The 17,775-nt window shown below is 60.2% G+C and carries 18 protein-coding genes; 8 read left to right on the top strand and 10 right to left on the bottom strand.

The window, feature by feature from the left end; translation table 11 throughout:
* The first annotated feature begins 16 nt into the window (after window positions 1-16).
* From HMPREF2808_RS03945 to HMPREF2808_RS13680, 6 genes are all read left to right on the top strand, one after another.
* Window positions 17-1,018 carry an alpha/beta hydrolase gene (locus HMPREF2808_RS03945; protein ID WP_198530320.1) on the top strand — a complete coding sequence of 334 codons (1,002 nt, stop codon included), beginning with the start codon at window positions 17-19 and terminating at the stop codon, window positions 1,016-1,018.
* 58 nt (window positions 1,019-1,076) lie between these two features.
* Entirely contained in the window at window positions 1,077-2,462 is a 1,386-nt protein-coding gene (gene mtr, locus HMPREF2808_RS03940) for a mycothione reductase (RefSeq protein ID WP_070533145.1), read from the top strand.
* Between the two features lie 340 nt (window positions 2,463-2,802).
* Complete coding sequence (locus HMPREF2808_RS03935) at window positions 2,803-3,195, top strand: hypothetical protein (protein WP_070623847.1); 393 nt, start codon at window positions 2,803-2,805, stop codon at window positions 3,193-3,195.
* A 48-nt stretch (window positions 3,196-3,243) separates the two neighbouring features.
* Window positions 3,244-3,708, top strand: coding sequence for a hypothetical protein (locus HMPREF2808_RS03930; protein WP_070623844.1), 465 nt, complete (start codon window positions 3,244-3,246; stop codon window positions 3,706-3,708).
* A 245-nt stretch (window positions 3,709-3,953) separates the two neighbouring features.
* Entirely contained in the window at window positions 3,954-4,304 is a 351-nt protein-coding gene (locus HMPREF2808_RS03925; protein WP_070623841.1) for a hypothetical protein, read from the top strand.
* Between the two features lie 47 nt (window positions 4,305-4,351).
* Window positions 4,352-4,786 (top strand): hypothetical protein, encoded by a 435-nt coding sequence (locus HMPREF2808_RS13680; RefSeq protein ID WP_230310860.1) that lies wholly within the window; start codon window positions 4,352-4,354, stop codon window positions 4,784-4,786.
* 123 nt (window positions 4,787-4,909) lie between these two features.
* Here the strand turns inward: HMPREF2808_RS13680 and map are convergent, their stop codons facing one another.
* From map to dxr, 5 genes are all read right to left on the bottom strand, one after another.
* A complete protein-coding gene (gene map / locus HMPREF2808_RS03915) occupies window positions 4,910-5,779 on the bottom strand; it encodes a type I methionyl aminopeptidase (RefSeq protein WP_070623839.1) in 870 nt (289 codons plus the stop codon).
* A 69-nt stretch (window positions 5,780-5,848) separates the two neighbouring features.
* A complete protein-coding gene (locus HMPREF2808_RS03910; protein WP_070623836.1) occupies window positions 5,849-7,699 on the bottom strand; it encodes a penicillin-binding transpeptidase domain-containing protein in 1,851 nt (616 codons plus the stop codon).
* 57 nt (window positions 7,700-7,756) lie between these two features.
* Entirely contained in the window at window positions 7,757-8,920 is a 1,164-nt protein-coding gene (ispG, locus tag HMPREF2808_RS03905) for a flavodoxin-dependent (E)-4-hydroxy-3-methylbut-2-enyl-diphosphate synthase (protein ID WP_070445607.1), read from the bottom strand.
* A gap of 64 nt (window positions 8,921-8,984) precedes the next feature.
* Window positions 8,985-10,193, bottom strand: a complete 1,209-nt coding sequence (locus tag HMPREF2808_RS03900; RefSeq protein ID WP_070623834.1) for a M50 family metallopeptidase — start codon at window positions 10,191-10,193, stop codon at window positions 8,985-8,987.
* Window positions 10,194-10,208: 15 nt separating this feature from the next.
* Window positions 10,209-11,375 carry a 1-deoxy-D-xylulose-5-phosphate reductoisomerase gene (dxr, locus tag HMPREF2808_RS03895; protein ID WP_070623831.1) on the bottom strand — a complete coding sequence of 389 codons (1,167 nt, stop codon included), beginning with the start codon at window positions 11,373-11,375 and terminating at the stop codon, window positions 10,209-10,211.
* Window positions 11,376-11,566: 191 nt separating this feature from the next.
* Here dxr and HMPREF2808_RS03890 point away from each other — a divergent pair, with 191 nt between their 5' ends.
* Window positions 11,567-12,016, top strand: a complete 450-nt coding sequence (locus HMPREF2808_RS03890) for a DUF2631 domain-containing protein (protein ID WP_070533158.1) — start codon at window positions 11,567-11,569, stop codon at window positions 12,014-12,016.
* An 89-nt stretch (window positions 12,017-12,105) separates the two neighbouring features.
* Here HMPREF2808_RS03890 and HMPREF2808_RS03885 read toward each other — a convergent pair whose 3' ends face one another.
* The 3 genes from HMPREF2808_RS03885 to rlmN form a co-directional block, all read right to left on the bottom strand.
* Entirely contained in the window at window positions 12,106-13,695 is a 1,590-nt protein-coding gene (locus HMPREF2808_RS03885; RefSeq protein WP_246818506.1) for an ABC transporter permease, read from the bottom strand.
* The gene (locus tag HMPREF2808_RS03880) at window positions 13,692-14,513 is read right to left on the bottom strand and encodes an ABC transporter ATP-binding protein (RefSeq protein WP_070623828.1); all 822 of its coding nucleotides are present in this window, start codon (window positions 14,511-14,513) and stop codon (window positions 13,692-13,694) included. The genes HMPREF2808_RS03885 and HMPREF2808_RS03880 overlap by 4 nt, the downstream gene beginning before the upstream one ends.
* A 71-nt stretch (window positions 14,514-14,584) precedes the next feature.
* Window positions 14,585-15,691, bottom strand: coding sequence for a dual-specificity RNA methyltransferase RlmN (gene rlmN, locus HMPREF2808_RS03875; protein ID WP_070527595.1), 1,107 nt, complete (start codon window positions 15,689-15,691; stop codon window positions 14,585-14,587).
* A 93-nt stretch (window positions 15,692-15,784) separates the two neighbouring features.
* Between rlmN and HMPREF2808_RS03870 the strand changes: the two genes are divergently transcribed.
* Complete coding sequence (locus HMPREF2808_RS03870; protein ID WP_070527012.1) at window positions 15,785-16,189, top strand: LapA family protein; 405 nt, start codon at window positions 15,785-15,787, stop codon at window positions 16,187-16,189.
* Between the two features lie 2 nt (window positions 16,190-16,191).
* Here HMPREF2808_RS03870 and HMPREF2808_RS03865 read toward each other — a convergent pair whose 3' ends face one another.
* Window positions 16,192-17,046: a phosphatidate cytidylyltransferase gene (locus tag HMPREF2808_RS03865; protein WP_210383636.1), complete on the bottom strand. Its 855-nt coding sequence runs from the start codon at window positions 17,044-17,046 to the stop codon at window positions 16,192-16,194.
* 131 nt (window positions 17,047-17,177) lie between these two features.
* On the bottom strand, window positions 17,178-17,735 hold the full coding sequence (frr, locus tag HMPREF2808_RS03860; RefSeq protein ID WP_070527006.1) for a ribosome recycling factor: 558 nt from the start codon (window positions 17,733-17,735) through the stop codon (window positions 17,178-17,180).
* Window positions 17,736-17,775: the final 40 nt, after the last annotated feature.

Genomic DNA, 17,775 nt, shown 5'->3' with positions numbered 1-17,775 from the left:
ACCTATCATGAATCCCATGACGCATAACGAACTCGAATGGTCAGAAGACATCCTCGGCCCCGACTTCCAGGCCGCTCCACTCGAACTCGGCACCGACCCTGACGGCGAAGACACTGTCTGCGCGACGCTCGTGCGCTACTGCCCCGGCGGCGACGCCCATGATGATCGCCCCGCCTTACTGTGGGTCCACGGGATGACAGACTATTTCTTCCATGACCACGTGGCACGGTACTTTTATGAGCTCGGCTATGCCTTCTACGCCCTCGATCTGCGCAAGTGCGGACGCTCTCGACGGGACGGTCAGACCTGGCACTACATCAGCGACTTGCAGTACTACGACGCTGATCTCAATGCAGCTCTCGATGCCATCCCCAACCAGCGTGTCATCATCATGGGCCACTCCACCGCCGGCACCATCACCGCGCTCTGGCTCGATCGCCTTCGCCGCCATGATCGCGAGCGTTTCGCCCGCATCGCTGGTGTCGTGTTCAACAGCCCCTGGCTAGCCATGATGGGAATACCGAATGGAACCTACGAGACGCTCAAGCACGTTATCTATGCCGGCGCTGCCATCGCCCCACGACTCGAAATACCCGCCGGTGACCTCACAACCTATGGGGAGTCGGTCCATTCCGGGGAACAGGGCGACTGGGACTTCGATCTTCGCCTGAAGCCGCTGGGCGGACACCCCAAGTTCCTGGGTTGGGTTGCAGCAGTCTTCCGCGGCTTCGACGCAATCCACTCCGGCCGCATCAACATTGGGCTCCCGCTGCTCACTATGACCTCTGGACGCTCCGAGCTCAACCGGCCATACAGCGAGTCCTCCAATACCGCCGATACTGTCGTTGATGTACGGCAAAGCCAGCGCTGGGCCAAGGAACTCAGTGCTCGCTACACGCTTCACGTTGTCAACAATGGGCGCCACGATCTCTTTCTCTCGCGTCCCGAGCCGCTACTAGACGCTCTCTCCGCCACGGCGGAATGGTTGAGCACAGTAGCACCACTTGAGACGGATTAACCTCCCGCGCCTCGCGCTCCTAAAAGCCTGCACGGTTTGCGGCTAGTCAACCTTTAGAATGATCGGCATGACTTCCGCACAGCACTTTGACCTCGTCATCATCGGCACAGGTTCGGGAAATTCAATCCCCTCTCCCGAGTTTGACGGTAAATCCATCGCCATCATTGAGAAGGGAACCTTCGGCGGCACGTGCCTCAACGTAGGCTGCATCCCCACGAAGATGTACGTCTACGCCGCCGACGTTGCGCTCGCCGCGCGCGAGGCCACGCGCCTTGGGCTCAGCGCCCACGTGGATGCTGTGGATTGGGAGGGCATCGTCAAGCGCGTGTTCCACAACCGAATTGATCAGATTGCCCAGGGCGGCGAAGAGTACCGCCGTGGCGAGGAAACGCCCAATATTACAGTCTTTGATCAGCACGCACGGTTCATCGGACCGAAGACCCTGCAGGCGGGTGAGGACATCATCACCGGTGACAATATAGTCATCGCTACCGGTTCACGCCCCGTGCTACCCGAGCCGTATGCCAGCGCCACTGCCCCGGTTCACACCAATGAAGACATCATGCGTCTTGAGAAGCAGCCGCGCAGCCTCATAGTGGTAGGTGGCGGTTACATCGCCATGGAGTTTACTCACGTCTTCGACGGCCTGGGGACCGACGTCACCGTGGTCAACCGATCGGAGAAATTCCTCCGCTTCCTCGATGAGGACCTAAGCTCCCGCTTCAACGACCTCGCACGAAAGCGCTTCGACGTCCACATCGGCACCGCCACTGCGCTCGATGAAACCGAAGACGGCGTACGCCTTACCTTGGACAGCGGGGACGTCGTGGAGGCAGATGCCATCCTCGTTGCCACCGGCCGCCAGCCCAACGGTGACCAGATGGATCTTTCTGCCAGCGGCATTGAAATGCACGAGGACGGTCGAATCAAGGTCGACGAGTTTGGCCGCACAACCTGCAAGGGTGTGTGGGCGCTCGGGGATGTTTCATCTCCGTACATGCTCAAGCACGTGGCCAATGCGGAGCAACGAGCAGTGCAGCACAATCTGCTGCACCCGGACGATCTCCAGCCCATGCCCCACGAGCACGTGCCCTCTGCCATCTTTACGCACCCACAGATTGCGACGGTCGGCCTCACTGAGGAACAAGCCCGCGAGGAGGGCTATGACGTCACTGTAAAGGTGCAAAATTTTGGCGACGTTGCCTATGGCTGGGCCATGGAGGACTCGACGGGCATCTGCAAGCTGGTAGCGGACCGGACCACGGGCAAGCTCCTCGGCGCCCACATCATGGGCCCACAGGCCTCCACGCTTATCCAACAATTGATCACCGCGATGAGCTACGACCTCGACATGCGCGAGTTCGCCCGTTCACAGTATTGGATCCACCCGGCACTGCCAGAAGTAGTGGAGAACGCCGTTTTGGGACTAGAGTGGCTAGAGTGAAAGTTACATCGAATCATGTAACGTTTTTCACATTGGCGTTAAACTAATTTCGCCATTCCCACTGAAAGCCACTACAAGCACGTCTTAACACCAACAACATCTGCCAGCAACCTTTAAGAAAATCACCCATTTCGGGGGTGATTGCTGGCAGTGCATAAAAGAACGCTCCAACTGACGTGCATTTTGCCTGACCGTTGGCTAGGTTAATTACGGACACCGGAACGAGCCGATACTCTCTACCGGCTCAGTGTGTTTTGGGGATACCAAACTAATCCCTATCCCTGTAAATCAAGACCTCTCAACCGGAGGCCTTGCACGTACGACACTAAGGACTTTTGATATGCGTATCCGCAATGCAGCCCTCGCCGGCGCTACTGCTCTCGCTGTTGCCTTCGGCGGCTCCACCGTTGCTTTCGCCGCTGAGACCACTGAGCAGGGCGATAACACCGTCACCGTTGAGAAGCAGAGCCAGTCTAAGACCGGCCCGGGCGGCGTAGCCGACACCACCCCTGAGGACTACACGCCTTCCCTGTCCTCCAAGATTGGCAACAAGGTTGAGGGCGACCAGGCAGCCGACGGCACTGCCATCTTCGGCATCAAGAAGGACTTCTCCGAGCAGCCGGAGTGGGCAAAGATCCTCTACGGCGTAACCATTGCTACTGGTGTCGCCGCTCTGGTCGGCACCATCATCGGCCCCGTATACAACTTCTTCGTACACGGCCCGTCCTTCTAAGCAACAGCCACACGGCTTCACCAAAACTTCCGAAAGGTAATTTTCACAATGCGTAACTTCCGCACTGCAGCCGTTGCTGCTGCCACCGCTGTCACCGTAGCTTTCGGCGGCACCGTCGTTGCCTCCGCAGAGACCGCAAACACCAACGAGGGCACCTCCGCCTCGACCGAGAACACCAAAGAGGCCTCCTCCTCCAGCGAGGACTCCTCCTCGGCTGAGAACTCCAAGGAGGGCTCCTCCAGCTCCCTGACCCAGCTGGGCAAGAAGTGGGGCGCATGGGAAGAGGGCGAGGACGGCAAGGCTGTCGTTAACCCTGACAACAAGGTCACCGGCGAGGATATGTGGGGCAAAGAGACCGACCCGAACATGCCGGAGTGGGCTTCCAAGTGGAAGACGGGCGTTATCACCTTGGGTGTCTCCTCCGTCATCGGCGCTATCATCGGCGCTTACAACTTCGCTGTGTACAACAACATCGTTCCGGCACACCTGCTGGATCCGATCTTCCGCCGCTAATTAAGTTGCGGGTACGCTGACTAGCTCAGCGCACTTTCTAGCGCCCATCCTCTCGTCGTGAGGATGGGCGTTTTTGCATGCCTGGACCCAGAACCGAGTAGCTGGGACGCTTTAAGCGGGATATGCGCGCATAATAATGATGCGAATTCCGTGAATCCTGCCAATGTTTACGCTAGAATCGCTCAGGTGACTTGGGGCACCCTATAGTTACTCCAGTTCCTACGAGGTTTAAAAGGATTCACACTATGCGCATTCGCAAGGCCACCATTGCCGGTGCTACCGCTCTCGCTGTTGCATTCGGCGGCACCGCCGTTGCTTCCGCTGCAGAGGGCAGCAACGATTCTGCAACCAACTCTTCCGCAACCGCTGGTGAGCAGCAGGGCACCCAGAAGGCGGGCGGCTCCTCCGAGCTGGGCAAGGCGCTCGACGCGGACAAGGAAGCCAATGGTCAGAACATCTTCGGCCAGAACTCTTCGATCTCCGGTGAGCCGAAGTGGGCACAGGCCCTCGCCGGCATCGGCATCGTCGCCACCATCATCACCATCGCCGGTGGTCTGGTTGGCCCGGCACTGAACTACCTCAAGTTCGGCATGTAGTTCTCCCCTTCCCCTTCTAACCCACTTTCTGAAAGGCTTTACTCAAGATGCGTAAATTCCGCACCGCCGCCGTTGCTGCTGCAACCGCCGCTACCATCGCCTTCGCTGGCACCACCGTTGCTTCCGCCGCTGAGGCTGTTGAGGGCTCCGGCCTGACCGAGCAGCAGGTTCAGGAGGAGCTCCAGAAGGACGCTACCTCCTCCGAAATGTCCTCCGCGCTCTCCTCTGAGGGCGAGGGCTCCCTCTCCTCCAAGCTGGGTGGCGTGACCGACGGCAACATCACCGGCAACGGCGCCGACGCTTTCGGCTCCACCAAGAACGAGTCCCAGGTTCCGCAGTGGCTGGACCTCTGGCGTGGTGGCACCATCGCTATGGTCGCCGCAGCCGCTGTCTCCACCGCAGTCGCCGGCTACAACTACGCCGTGTTCTCCGGCATGATTCCGGACTACGTTGGCCAGGCTTTGAAGAACGTCTCCTTCTAGTTAGCGCTCTTTACTGGCAGCACAAAGCCCTCCACCCCACCGTGTAGTGCACGGGAAGTGGAGGGCTTTGTTTCATCTTGGCTAGGTTTAAGCGCTCGGCGCTTAAACGCTGGCGCTTAAACGCTAGGCCTCGTCCGGCAAAGTGAGGATCTCGTTGCCGTCATCGGTGATGACAATGGTGTGCTCGAACTGGGCGGTGAACTTGCCGTCGGTGTTCTGGACAGTCCAGCCGTTATCCCAGATCTCATAATCCAGGGAGCCCAGGTTGATCATCGGCTCGATGGTCAAGGTCATTCCAGGCTCGAGGATGTCGCGGTAGGTCATGGAATCGTAGTGCAGCACAACCAACCCGTTGTGGAAGGTAGGGCCTACGCCGTGCCCGGTAAAGTCAGTGACCACGTTGTAGCCAAAGCGGTGTGCATAAGACTCGATGACGCGTCCGATAACGTTAATCTCACGGCCCGGTTTTGCGGCCTTAATGCCGCGCATCATCGCTTCCTTGGTGCGCTCGACCAACAGCTTGTGTTCTTCGGTGACGTTGCCTGCGAGGAACGTAGCGTTCGTATCGCCGTGGACACCATTCTTGAACGCAGTGACGTCGATATTGACGATGTCACCATCCTCAATCACCGTCGTGTCCGGAATGCCGTGGCAGACAATCTCATTGAGGGAGACACAGCAGGACTTCGTGAAACCCAGGTAGCCCAAAGTCGACGGGTACGCACCGTGATCACACATGTACTCGTGCGCCACACGGTCAATCTCATCCGTGGTCACGCCAGGCGCCACTGCTTTTCCTGCCTCCTGGAGGGCATTGGCGGCAATCCGGGAGGCCTCACGCATGGCCTCAATAACCTCTGGTGTCTGCACGAATGGCTCGCCCTGAGCTTCCTGGACCGTGTCCTTCCACACGTACTCCGGGCGCTCAATGTCCTTCGGTACCTTGCGGATTGGAGTATCTTTTTCTTGCTTCAGCATCGCGCGCTTAGTCATAACTACTCATGGTAGCCCTCTTCCCCAGCGCCCGACAAAGGACATCACTGGCGCGCTAATGAGCGCACGCTACTGCTCTTGTGCGGGCGCAACCTCGCCGTGGCCTTCCGCGCGGAGGGCGTCGAGGCGCTGCAGGAAATTGTCCGTGATGTTGACGGAAATCGTCGATCCACCGCCCAGAACAACCAGAGTTGCGAAAGCGATATCGTCATCGCGGTAGCCGGTAAACCAGGCGTGTGAGCCGCCGTTGATCTCCGCTTCACCGGTCTTGCCGTAGACGGTGCCCTGCGCCTGCATCCCTGATGCCGTACCGCTTGCCACCACCTGGCGCATCATGTCCCGCACCTGAGTCAATGTTTCCTCGCTGGGCGCGGGGACCTTTTCGGACACCTTGGTCTCGCGTGACTCAATAAGCGTCGGCGTCGGGGTCTTGCCCGCCGCGACCGTCGAGGAGACAAGCGCCATGCCGAAGGGAGAGACAAGGTCGAGGCCCTGTCCATAACCAGATTCCGTGCGCTCGAGGGGTGTCTCGCCCTCGGGGACGGAGCCGGTGAGCGTCGATAAGCCCGGCACCTCATAGTCAATTCCCAGACCATATTGTTTGCCCACATCACGTAGCTCACCCTTCGGCAGATCCGTTGAGATCTGCGCAAAAGTGGTGTTGCAGGATTGTGCAAAGGCTTGACGCAGCGGCACCGAGCCAAGGGAGAACCCGTTGTAGTTGGTGACGGTGCGCCCATACAGCTCCATGGTGCCGGGGCACGGAACGAGAGAGTCTGGAGACAGGCCTTGCTTGTCGACGCCCGCCGAGGCCGTAATGATCTTAAACACCGAACCCGGTGGGAACTGACCTTGGAGGGCGATATCGCCCTTCTTATCTGCCTCCGGGGTTTGGGCCACGGCTAGAATCTCGCCGGTCGAAGGGCGCATGGCCACGAGCATGGCCTCGTATTCAGCACGCTGATTGACGGCTTCTTGCGCGGCACGCTGGACGTCATAGTCCAGCGATACCTTGATGGACGGAGCTGCCTCGGGTTCGTGATGCTCGACGTCGGAAAGCGCGGCTCCGTGTTCGTTGACGACAGAAACGGACCATCCATTTGTTCCGTCGACCTCCTCGGAGACCATCGACCGCACCCGGGCGAGGATGTCCGGGGCCAAGCCAGTATCGCGCGTGATAAGCGCGGGTTCCTCGTTGAAGCGGATCCCTTTCTGGTTCTCCAGAACCGGGCGCAGCCGCGCTGCCTGAGCCTCATTGAGCATGGTGACTGAGTAGGAACCATCGACCTCCTCGAGATTCTTGGCTAGCTCACCAGAGTCAATCTCCGGGATGGAATCATCCTCTTGATGAGCTTGGCTCAGCGCGCCGGATACTTTCGCGGCGACGGGGCGTGGGTCGTCTACGGCGTCGGTATCGACAACGAGGCGGTATTGCAAGCCCGGAGACATGAGTTCCACTCCATCGGAGGAGACCACGCCGGCGCGTTTCGGCGCAATTGAGCGCAATTCGAGGTGTTGGTGCGCACCGAGATCGGGGTGGATAATGCTGGGCTGCCAGCGCACCGTCCAGTCTTTCTCCTTGCGCGTTAAGGCCATCGAGGTGTCATAGCGCAGGGAACGATTACGAGGCAGGGTCCACGTCACCGAATAGTGCGCGGTGGCTTGGGCCTCTTGTTGATCAACCCCGGTCAATTCGACGTCGAGCCCCTCGGCTTGCAGGCCCGCGAAGGTTGCGTCAAGCGTGTTCGTAGCTGTGCTGCCATCATCGACAAGCTGCACCAAGTCCTCGTTATTGCGGGTTTCCATGTCTTCCAGGAATTGCTCAGCGACTGGACGCGCAGACACCGGCTTGGGGGTGCATCCCACCAATGACGACGCCGCGATACCTGCCGCACCGAGCAGCGCCACGAACCTCTTCATGCTTGGGCAGCGTAGCAGCCTGGGGCGGCTAGACGGCCGCCCCACACCGCAGGTGGGTTACTTGGTAACGCGGACCTCAGCCTTGGCGCCCTCCACAGCTTCCAAACCTTGTTCTTCAGCTAAGCGCATTGCCTCTTCGATGAGCGTTTCCACGATCTTGGACTCGGGAACGGTCTTGATGACCTCACCCTTGACAAAGATCTGGCCCTTGCCGTTACCGGAGGCCACGCCGAGGTCGGCATCGCGGGCCTCGCCCGGACCGTTGACCACGCAGCCCATGACAGCCACGCGCAGCGGGAACTCCATGCCGTCGAGGCCTTCGGTGACCTCGTTGGCGAGCTTGTAGACGTCCACCTGTGCGCGACCACAGGACGGGCAGGAAACAATCTCGAGCTTGCGCGGGCGCAGGTTGAGGGACTGCAGGATCTGGTCACCGACCTTGATCTCCTCGACCGGATCCGCCGACAAGGACACGCGGATGGTGTCACCGATGCCCTCGGCGAGCAGGGCGCCGAAAGCCACGGAAGACTTGATGGTGCCCTGGAATGCCGGGCCGGCCTCGGTGACGCCGAGGTGCAGCGGGTAGTCGCACTGAGCGGCGAGCTGGCGGTAGGCCTCCACCATGACGACGGGGTCGTTGTGCTTGACGGAAATGGCGATATCGCCGTAGCCGTGCTCCTCGAAGAGGCCGGCCTCCCACAACGCAGACTCGACGAGAGCCTCCGGGGTGGCCTTGCCGTACTTCTCCATGATGCGCTTATCCAGGGAGCCCGCGTTGACGCCGATGCGAATCGGGATACCGGCATCGCCGGCGGCCTTCGCCACCTCTTTAACGCGGCCATCAAATTCCTTGATGTTGCCCGGGTTGACGCGCACCGCAGCGCAGCCGGCATCGATGGCGGCAAAGATGTACTTGGGTTGGAAGTGGATATCTGCAATCACCGGGATCGGGGACTTCTGCGCAATCGCCGGCAAAGCCTCCGCATCAACCGTCTTCGGGCAGGCAACGCGAACGATGTCACAGCCGCTCGCGGTCAGCTGTGCAATCTGCTGGAGGGTGGCGTTGACGTCGTGCGTCTTCGTCGTGGTCATCGACTGCACTGAAATCGGGTGATCAGAGCCCACGCCCACCTGGCCAACCATGAGCTGACGCGTCTTGCGGCGCGGCGCCAGGGTGGGAGGCGGGCCGTCGGGGATTCCAAGACCAATAGGGGTCGACATGTGTGCTCCTTGCTAATTGGGTTTTAACGCCCCTACTCTAGCACCGCGCACCGCAGGTGGATCACTAGCCAAACAGCCGAATTGGGTTAACCACGTCCGCAATCATGATGAGAGCACCCACCGCCATGAGGAGGAAAGCCAGCACATAGGTCACCGGCATGAGCTTGGTGTAATCCGCGGGCCCCTTCGGGTCCTTGCCCATGAGGCGGCGCAGGGCGTCGCGGATTTTCTCATAAATAATGACGGCGATATGGCCGCCATCGAACGGCGGGAGTGGGATGAGGTTAAACAGCGCGAGGAAGAAGTTGAGGGTGGCCAGCATCATGAAGAAGGATGACCACAGGCTCCGCTCGACCAACTCGCCGCCCACCCGGGAGGCTCCCACCACAGACATTGGTCCGTTAACATCGCGCTCCTGCCCAAAGATGGAGGCCACCACGCCCGGGATCTTGGCTGGGAATTGCGCGATTCCTTGGACCGTGGCGTTGAGCGCATAGCCCGAGTAGCGGGCGGTCGCCGGGAAGGCGTCGACGAAGGAGTAGATCTCCCTGATATCGATAATCTGGTTGCTCATACCGATGGCGCCGACCTCCACCAGTTGCCCCTCGGCGTTGAGTCGAGTCACCGTAGCAAGCGTGATGTCGAAGTCACGCGGCTCGCCATCGCGTTCGACTCTGAGGGTGACAGTGTCACCGGGGTAGCTCATGACGGTATCGCGAAGCTGCGCAAAGGAGTCCATGGTCTCGCCGTTCAGCGCGAGAACGATGTCCCCAGGTTCCACGCCCGCCTCACCAGCAGGGCCTACTCCCTGGCACGGTTCGAGTTCGCCATCGGCCTTCTGATTCGCCGCGCAGGACACCTCGCCAACGCGCGGGCGCACATCCGCGTCTGGGTTGGGCAAGCCCGTCGTCATGGCGATGATCAGCAGGATAATAAATCCTAAAAGCAGGTTGACGGTGATGCCGCCGGCCAGCACGATGATGCGCTGCCACGCCGGTTTCGTGTACATGGCATAGGGCTTTTCCTCTTCCGTGAGGAACTCATCCTGCGCCGTCATGCCTGCGATATCGCAGAAACCACCCACCGGGAAGGCAGCGAGGCCATACTCGGTGTGTCCACGCGTAAAGGACGCAACGCGCGGACCGAAGCCGATGAAATAGCGGCGCACACGCATGCCGAAGGCACGAGCGCTAAACATGTGACCGGCCTCGTGCAGGGCAACGGTGATGCCGATCCCCAAGGCGAAGAGAACTATGCCGAGGACATTTGCCATAGATTAGGGGGCTTTCTAACGATCGAGCGAATCCACCATCGCGTTGGCGCGACGGCGGGCCTCGCCTTCCACGGCGAGGACATCATCGACGCTAGAGGGTACACCAGCGAACTGCGCGGCCTGATCCACGACGTGGCTGACAACGTCAACAATTTCCGGGAAGTGAATGCGCCCCGCCAAGAAGGCCGCGGCCGCCTCCTCGTTGGCAGCGTTGTACACGGCAGCGTGGGTACCTCCGGCGGCGGCAACCTCGCGCGCCAGGCGAACGGCCGGGAAGGCCTCATCATCCAGCGGCTCGAAATGCCAGTCATGCGCGGTGGAAAAATCCAATGCCGGCTGGGCACCCGGTACGCGGCGCGGCCAATCCAATGCGAGGGAGATCGGCAGCTTCATCGACGGTGGCGAGCACTGCGCGATGGTGCAGCCGTCAGTGAACGTTGCCATCGAGTGGACGATGGACTGGGGGTGGACGGTGACTTCGATGCGCTCTGGGGAGACGTCGAAAAGCAGCGTGGCCTCAATGAGCTCCAAGCCCTTGTTGACCAGCGTGGCGGAATTCAGGGTGTTCATCTGCCCCATCGACCACGTTGGGTGCTGCGCAGCCTGCTGCGGGGTGACATCCCACATCTCCTCGCGGGTCCAGCCTCGGAAGGGACCACCGGAGGCGGTGAGGACGAGGTGATCAAGCTCCACATCACTGCCCGCTCGCAAGCATTGCGCCATGGCGGAATGCTCGGAATCCACCGGAATAATCTGACCCTCCCCCGCCAGGCGGGTCACGATGGAGCCACCAGCGACGAGGGATTCCTTATTCGCTAGCGCTAGAAGCTCGCCTTTTTCCAAAGTCGCGACCGTGGAGGCTAGGCCCATTGAACCGACGAGCGCGTTGAGGACCTTATCCGCATCGATGGCCCGAACCAGCTGCTCTGCGGAATCTGGGCCGGAGAGCACGGTGCCACCGAGGGCCTCGGAGACGGTGCGTGCCGCATCGGGCTTGGCGACGGCCACGTGGTCAAACGAAAGGTTGAGGGCACGAGCCTGCTCGATGATGAGCTGCGGGTTGGAGCCGCCGGCGGCAATGCCTACGACTGTGAACTTATCCGGGTTATCCGCGATAACGTCCAGAGCCTGGGTGCCGATCGAGCCAGTAGAGCCGAGAATAAGAATGCGTTGGGTACTCACCCTCTCAACCCTAGCCGGTCAACCCTAGTCGGAGTCCTGTGCGCTCCGATAGCGATAGGCGGGGGTGTTTAATCGCGGTTATCGGCTGAATCATTTAAACTACTACACAGAATAACTGGCATTTTCGTGCGCTCGCCTCACGCAACTAGTTCTAACCAGGGCGGGCCGCATGTACACGCAAAGGAGAGCAAGTGTCTTCCCACAAGCCGGCATCGCAGGTTTTCGACGGCGTATCCACCGATGACGTCCCGTCCGCAGGTTTCGGTTGGTCCCGCATCAGCCGCTCAGGCGTACAGATCGCCGGCTGGACGTCCGTCGCGTTCCTGCTTGCTTATAACTTTGGTAACCACAAGGGCCACGTAGAGACGGTCTGGCTTATCGCCCTGGCAGTCCTCATCGCCCTCGGCTTGGTCATTTACGCTCTGCAGCCGAAGCTCTCCCAGGTACGCACCTTGACTGCCCGCAACAAGCCGGTGGGCCACGAGGAGCCGGACTGGGCATACGAGCAGAAGACCGTTGGCAACGTCTACGCTTCCCTGACCGATGACGAGCTGCGTGCCCTCAACATTGAGCCCTCCCGCGTCGCTCACCTCCGCGGCGTGTCCGACGGCCGCCACGCTGCCAAGCCGGTGGCTAACTAAAGCTTCTTCGCTGTAAACAAAAGCTCCCTTCCCGCAGTTCATGAATGAACTGCACATGGAAGGGAGCTTTTGTACTATCTGCTCAACCCCTAGCTCACGTAACGGTTTACCGTGGCGTAAATCTCCGGGGTTCGCTCCTGCGCCCTCTTTCCGGCGAAGCGCCAGACAGCGGCGTAGACAAGTGACGGAACCAGCAGAGAAACTATCACAGCGGCATACAGCAGCCAGCCGCCGCGCTCATAGCTGAGGGCAGAAACCACGATGCCGGGAAGCGCGGGCACCCACACCAGCATCATGCCGACGAACGCCGTGAAGAAAGCGCCAGCGGAATAGCCGGATTTGTCATTCCACCGGTTCTGTCCCGGGGCTGACAAGGGATAAGGGTTAAGCACGGTCAGTCCCAAGCCCACCGCCGCCGTGGAAATGAACACGCCTAGAGCCACAGCTGTGCACAACATGCCCAAGGTGAGGTTGTCGCTAAAGACAAGTACCACTACGGCAAGCAGCACAAACCCGATCAAGGGAATAGTGACGTGTGCGAGGTGGCGCGCATGAAGGATGGTGCGCGGAGCAACCGGAGCCACCATGTGGACCCAATTCGATGGCCCATCGAAGCCATAATCATTAGCCAAGAGCGAAGAGAGCACGATCGCGCTGAAGCACAGCATGAAATAGGCGGTGAAATCATCGCCCTTCCACAACTGATATAGGGTCAGCACGCCAAACAAAGGCATCGTGTAGAGCATGCCGGTTTGCCGCTTATCGCGGGTGAGATAACGCAGTGCGCGAGAGTATTCCATCGCCGCCGGGCTGGAATAAGTCCAGGCGCCCAACTCCAACTTGGACACACCCTTGCCCGTCACTTCGCTGGCTGCGTCACCGCCTGTTCCGGGGTTGCGCATGAGGCCGCCTATCTGACGGGACCACGCCCATACCAGCAGGACAAGGCTGGCCACCGCGATCAAGAGTTGGGATAGGGCGGTGATGAGGTGGCCGTCGACAAGCGCGAGCGCACACCCCACCCCGGCACCCAACGGAGTCCAGGCCATGATGGTGCCCACCGAATCGAGCGGAGGCAAGGACTCGAGGACGCTCTGTGCCTGCAGCATGCCAAAGACCAGCAGGCCCATAACCACCATCGCCGCAATTTGGGTGCGCGACTTTTGGGAATCCGCGATAGCGGAAGCCACTTGGCCAAGACATTCGCCAACGATGATGGTCGTCGCGCACGACAGCACCATGCCCACGACGAAGGGCACCGCAGCCCACCCGGTTCCTGTCAGGATGAGGAAAATGCTGCCGATGATCGCATACACCAGGGAAAAGACGACCGACATGATGGCGCGGGTGGTCAGCAGACCGGAGAAGAACAAGCCCGGAAGGACCTCACGGGGAGTCAGAGGAAGGGCTCCCAGAGTTGTCGGGCTCAATTGATTCTCCCCCGCCGGCATAAAGAGAGCGAGGAGTATGTAAATGAGCATGCCGCCCGCCACGCCGACGGTCAGTGCTTGGTAGCCGTGTCCGGGCGTGGTGATATCTGCATATACCATGGCTGCGATGGAAAAGAGGCCGATTGCTCCGTAGATCAGCATCATGAGCCCCATCATGAGCGTCGCCGGGTTGGAGGAAACGCTTCGCCACCACAGAGTGCGATGAAGGCTGAACAGAGTGGATGTCATTCAGCGTCACCTGCCGCTGGCGAACGCAGCCACCCAAACTTCGAGGCATCCAGGTCCCGCCCGCCGACGGCCGCGATAAAGAGATCGCTCAGGCTTTGGCCCTGGCGGACATCGTCGACGTGACCCGCGGTGATGACTTGGCCGCCGTTGATGATGGCGACGTGGTCGCACAGCCCCTCGACGAGCTCCATGACATGTGAGGACAAAATAACCGTGCCGCCGCGGGAGGCATAGGCGCGCAGCATCTGCTGGATGAGGCGCCCGGAGACCGGATCCACGGCTTCCAGAGGCTCGTCAAGGATAAGCACCTCCGGGTTGTGCAGGACGGCCCCGGCCAGGAGGATCTTTTTGGTCATGCCGGCGGAATAGTCCGCGATGCGTTTATCGGCGGCCTCGGAGAGGGAGAGGGCGTCGAGAAGCTCCTGCGCACGACGCAGCGACTCGGAGCGCTCTAACTTGTGAAGGGCGCCGAGGTAGTGAAGGTATTCAGCGCCAGTGAGACGGTCAAAGACCGGCGCCCCATCCATGAGCAGCCCCATGGCCTGTTTGGCGGGGATGGGTTCCTCCCACACGTTGTGGCCGGCGATGAAGCTGTGGCCGGCATCAGGGCGCTGGAGGCCACACGCCATGGTCAGCATCGTGGTCTTGCCCGCGCCATTCGGCCCCACTATGCCGTAGATGGATCCGCGCGGGACATCAAGGTTGAGGCTGTTGACAGCGATCTGAGAACCAAAAGACTTGCGCAGATCGCGCACCGCTAAAGCTTGGGTGCGTGGATCTGTGGCTAAGTCCTCGCGATAAGGATGAGTCATAAGCATTAACGGTATCAAGAACCATTAATGCCTTGTTCTCCAGCAAAACTATTGTTAGGAAACTGTGAGCTGGATGCTTAAGCGGTCTCGCGCTCGTCGGCAGCGAGCTGGCCACAGGCCGCAGCGATTTCATCGCCCTTGGTATCGCGCACGGTGCACGGCACGCCCTGCGCGATGACGCGGCGAACGAACTCGTCCTGGCGCGCCTTCGGGGCGGCGTCCCACTCCGAACCCGGTGTGGGGTTGAGCGGAATGACGTTGACGTGGACCTTGGATCCCAGTGCCGCATGCAGCTTCCGGCCCAGCATGTCGGCGCGGAAATCCTGATCGTTCTTATCGCGGATCAGCGCATATTCGATGGACACGCGGCGGCCCGACTTATCGGCGTAGTACTTAGCGGCATCGAGGACCTCCTCAACCGGCCAGCGGTTGTTAACCGGCACGAGGGTATCGCGCAGTTCATCATCCGGGGTGTGCAGGGAGACTGCGAGGGTGCAGGACAGGTCCTCATCCGCGAGCTTGCGGATGGCCGGAGCCAAGCCGACCGTGGACACCGTGACATTGCGCTGGGAAAGGCCGAAACCTGTGAGGTCAGATCCGGTAATCTGGCGCACCGCATGGACCACGCGCTTGTAGTTGGCCAGCGGCTCGCCCATACCCATGAAGACAACGTTGCTAAGACGTCCGCCCTCCTCTTCCATGAGGCGGGCAGCGTGCCTAAACTGCTCCACGATTTCCGCGGTGGACAGGTTGCGGTCCAACCCGCCCTGGCCGGTGGCACAGAATGGGCAGGCCATGCCGCAGCCAGCCTGGGAGGAGATACACAGGGTGGCGCGCCCTGGGTAGCGCATGAGCACGGACTCCAACAGGGTGCCATCGTGCAAGCGCCACAGGGACTTGGTGGTTTCCCCATCATCGGTGGAGGTCTGCCGAATGGGCTCCATGAGCGTGGGGAACAAACGCTCTTGGACCGCCTCGCGGGCGGCGGCCGGGATATCCGTCATCTCGGAAGCATCGGCGGTGTGGTGGACGTAGTAGTGCTTGGCCAGCTGCTTTGCGCGGAATTTGGGCAGGCCAAGTTCCGCGAGCGCCTCAATGCGCTCGGCCTCGGTCAGGTCCGCGAAATGCTTCGGGGGTAGCCCGCGGCGCGGAGCGGAGAAATTCAGTTTCAGTGGTTCAGCCATGGTAGAGCCCATTTTCCACGTTTTCGGCCACATTATCCAATCTAAGCTCTGCTGGAGTGGCGAAAGTGACATCTCAACCTATTTAATAGATGCATGACGAATCCAGAAAACTCCCCTGAGGAATTCCGCACCACCACCCCGGCCGAGGAGCCGCTGACTGATTACACCACGGAATCCCCCGCCACCGAAGGCTCGGTCGAGCCAGTTCCAACCACGACGGCTTATGAGAATAAGAGTGATGGCAAGGTGAAGGGCTCTTTCGCTGCCAGCACGTGGATTGCCCTTATCGTGGGCTTCCTGCTGCTCATCGTCCTCATCATCTTCATCCTGCAGAACCAACACCAGGTACCGCTGAACTTCCTTAACTGGTCCGTCCAGTTCCCGGCGGGCGTCACCTACCTGATCTGCGCCATCGCCGGTGCCCTCATCATGGCCCTCGTCGGCGGCTGGCGCATGTTCGAGCTGCGCCGCCAGGTGCGCAAGCAAGCTCGCCGCTAAACCTAAGGTGCAAGGGTGGTGAGGAAGCTCATCGCCACCCACGTCACCATCGCGGACGGCAGCATGCCGTCCAAGCGGTCCATGATGCCGCCGTGTCCCGGTAACAAGGCAGACATATCCTTGATTCCCAGCTCGCGCTTGAACTGGGATTCCACCAAATCACCGAGGGTTGCACAGAAGACAAGACCGAGTCCCATCAGCGCGCCCACCCATGGCTTGTGGTGAAGCAGGAATGCGAAAGAAAGCGCGCCGGTAAGGGTGCCGAAAACAACCGAACCGGTAAAGCCTTCCCACGATTTTTTGGGGCTAACGGCTGGGGCCATGGGGTGCGACCCGAACATAACGCCAGCGATGAAGCCACCGGTGTCTGAGGCGACGACACAGAGCATAAACACGACAATCGACGCCGCCCCCGAAGCAAACGGCGTTTCCACTCGTGAGAGCATTGCGGCAAACGTGCCAAACAGGGGAATCCAGGTCAGCACGAAGATGCCCATCGACATATCGCGAAGATAGTTAATCGGCGGGCGGTGCCTGCCATTATGGAAGAGGCGCCCAAACATGAGGGCAAGGACCGCTACCACATACACAGCGACAAGGCCTGGGGCGTTAAGGAACCACGAGACCCAGAGCATTGCTTGGCCAAGAACGATCAGTAGGGTGCGCGGAACATAGTAAGAGTGCTCCCGCAAACGGGTAAGCACCTCCCACATGCCCAACCCCACTGCGGCTGCGACGACGAGGTACCACACGAGAGGCCCAGCCCACACCGCAAAGACGACGAGCGCGCCCAAGCCGACGCCGACGGCAATTGCCGCGGGCATGTCTCGCCCCGCAGAATTCTTGGGTTTGGGCATCCGGCTCGAGTGCTCAGTGCTCACGCATGCTCCTCAGGTAATCGTGGGTGGTCTGGCTCTACACAGAAAAGACCGCCGTGCTGGCCGGTGCCTGGCGCGGCGGCAAATCAACGCTCTTAGAAGAGTGGAGGTTAAACCTCCATGAGCTCCTCTTCCTTATTGGCAACGAGCTTGTCCACCTGCTCGATGTAACCGGAAGTGATCTTTTCCATCTCCTTCTCGGCGGCGATAACCTCATCCTCGCCGGCGTCGCCATCCTTCTGGAGCTTCTTGAGCTGCTCCATGGCACGGCGGCGGATGTTGCGGATAGCAATCTTGCCGTCTTCACCCTTGCTCTTAGCCAACTTGACCATGTCGCGGCGGCGTTCCTCAGTCAGCTGCGGAATGGTCACGCGTAGCACCTGGCCGTCATTAGTCGGGTTCACGCCCAGATCTGAGTTGCGGATGGCGTTCTCAATCTCATTCATTACGGACTGCTCATAAGGCTTGATAAGCAGCATGCGCGGCTCAGGGACCGAGATGGTGGCCATCTGGGTAATCGGAGTCGGCACTCCGTAATACTCAGCAACCAAGCCGTTAAACATGGCCGGGTTGGCGCGGCCGGTACGGATGGTAATCAGCTGCTCGCGGGTGTGCTCCACCGAAGCGGTCATGTGCTCTTCAGCTTCGAGCTGGATCTCGTCGATCATGAGGGTTACAACTCCCTTGAAATAGTCAAAAGTACTGGGA

The organism is Corynebacterium sp. HMSC078A10, from assembly GCF_001811565.1.
In the GTDB taxonomy this organism is placed as follows: Bacteria; Actinomycetota; Actinomycetes; order Mycobacteriales; family Mycobacteriaceae; genus Corynebacterium; species Corynebacterium hesseae.
Note: the sequence above shows the minus strand (reverse complement) of the source record. Positions and strands in the feature narration are given on the sequence as shown.

Coding starts and splice junctions, on each gene's coding strand:
- HMPREF2808_RS03900 (WP_070623834.1), bottom strand. CDS start 10,193: ATGGCAAATGTCCTCGGCATAGTTCTCTTCGCCTTGGGGATCGGCATC.
- HMPREF2808_RS03930 (WP_070623844.1), top strand. CDS start 3,244: ATGCGTAACTTCCGCACTGCAGCCGTTGCTGCTGCCACCGCTGTCACC.
- frr (WP_070527006.1), bottom strand. CDS start 17,735: ATGATCGACGAGATCCAGCTCGAAGCTGAAGAGCACATGACCGCTTCG.
- HMPREF2808_RS03880 (WP_070623828.1), bottom strand. CDS start 14,513: ATGCTTATGACTCATCCTTATCGCGAGGACTTAGCCACAGATCCACGC.
- ispG (WP_070445607.1), bottom strand. CDS start 8,920: ATGTCGACCCCTATTGGTCTTGGAATCCCCGACGGCCCGCCTCCCACC.
- HMPREF2808_RS03910 (WP_070623836.1), bottom strand. CDS start 7,699: ATGAAGAGGTTCGTGGCGCTGCTCGGTGCGGCAGGTATCGCGGCGTCG.
- HMPREF2808_RS03865 (WP_210383636.1), bottom strand. CDS start 17,046: ATGCCCAAACCCAAGAATTCTGCGGGGCGAGACATGCCCGCGGCAATT.
- HMPREF2808_RS03925 (WP_070623841.1), top strand. CDS start 3,954: ATGCGCATTCGCAAGGCCACCATTGCCGGTGCTACCGCTCTCGCTGTT.
- HMPREF2808_RS03885 (WP_246818506.1), bottom strand. CDS start 13,695: ATGACATCCACTCTGTTCAGCCTTCATCGCACTCTGTGGTGGCGAAGC.
- HMPREF2808_RS03945 (WP_198530320.1), top strand. CDS start 17: ATGACGCATAACGAACTCGAATGGTCAGAAGACATCCTCGGCCCCGAC.
- rlmN (WP_070527595.1), bottom strand. CDS start 15,691: ATGGCTGAACCACTGAAACTGAATTTCTCCGCTCCGCGCCGCGGGCTA.
- mtr (WP_070533145.1), top strand. CDS start 1,077: ATGATCGGCATGACTTCCGCACAGCACTTTGACCTCGTCATCATCGGC.
- HMPREF2808_RS03870 (WP_070527012.1), top strand. CDS start 15,785: ATGACGAATCCAGAAAACTCCCCTGAGGAATTCCGCACCACCACCCCG.
- map (WP_070623839.1), bottom strand. CDS start 5,779: ATGACTAAGCGCGCGATGCTGAAGCAAGAAAAAGATACTCCAATCCGC.
- HMPREF2808_RS03935 (WP_070623847.1), top strand. CDS start 2,803: ATGCGTATCCGCAATGCAGCCCTCGCCGGCGCTACTGCTCTCGCTGTT.
- HMPREF2808_RS13680 (WP_230310860.1), top strand. CDS start 4,352: ATGCGTAAATTCCGCACCGCCGCCGTTGCTGCTGCAACCGCCGCTACC.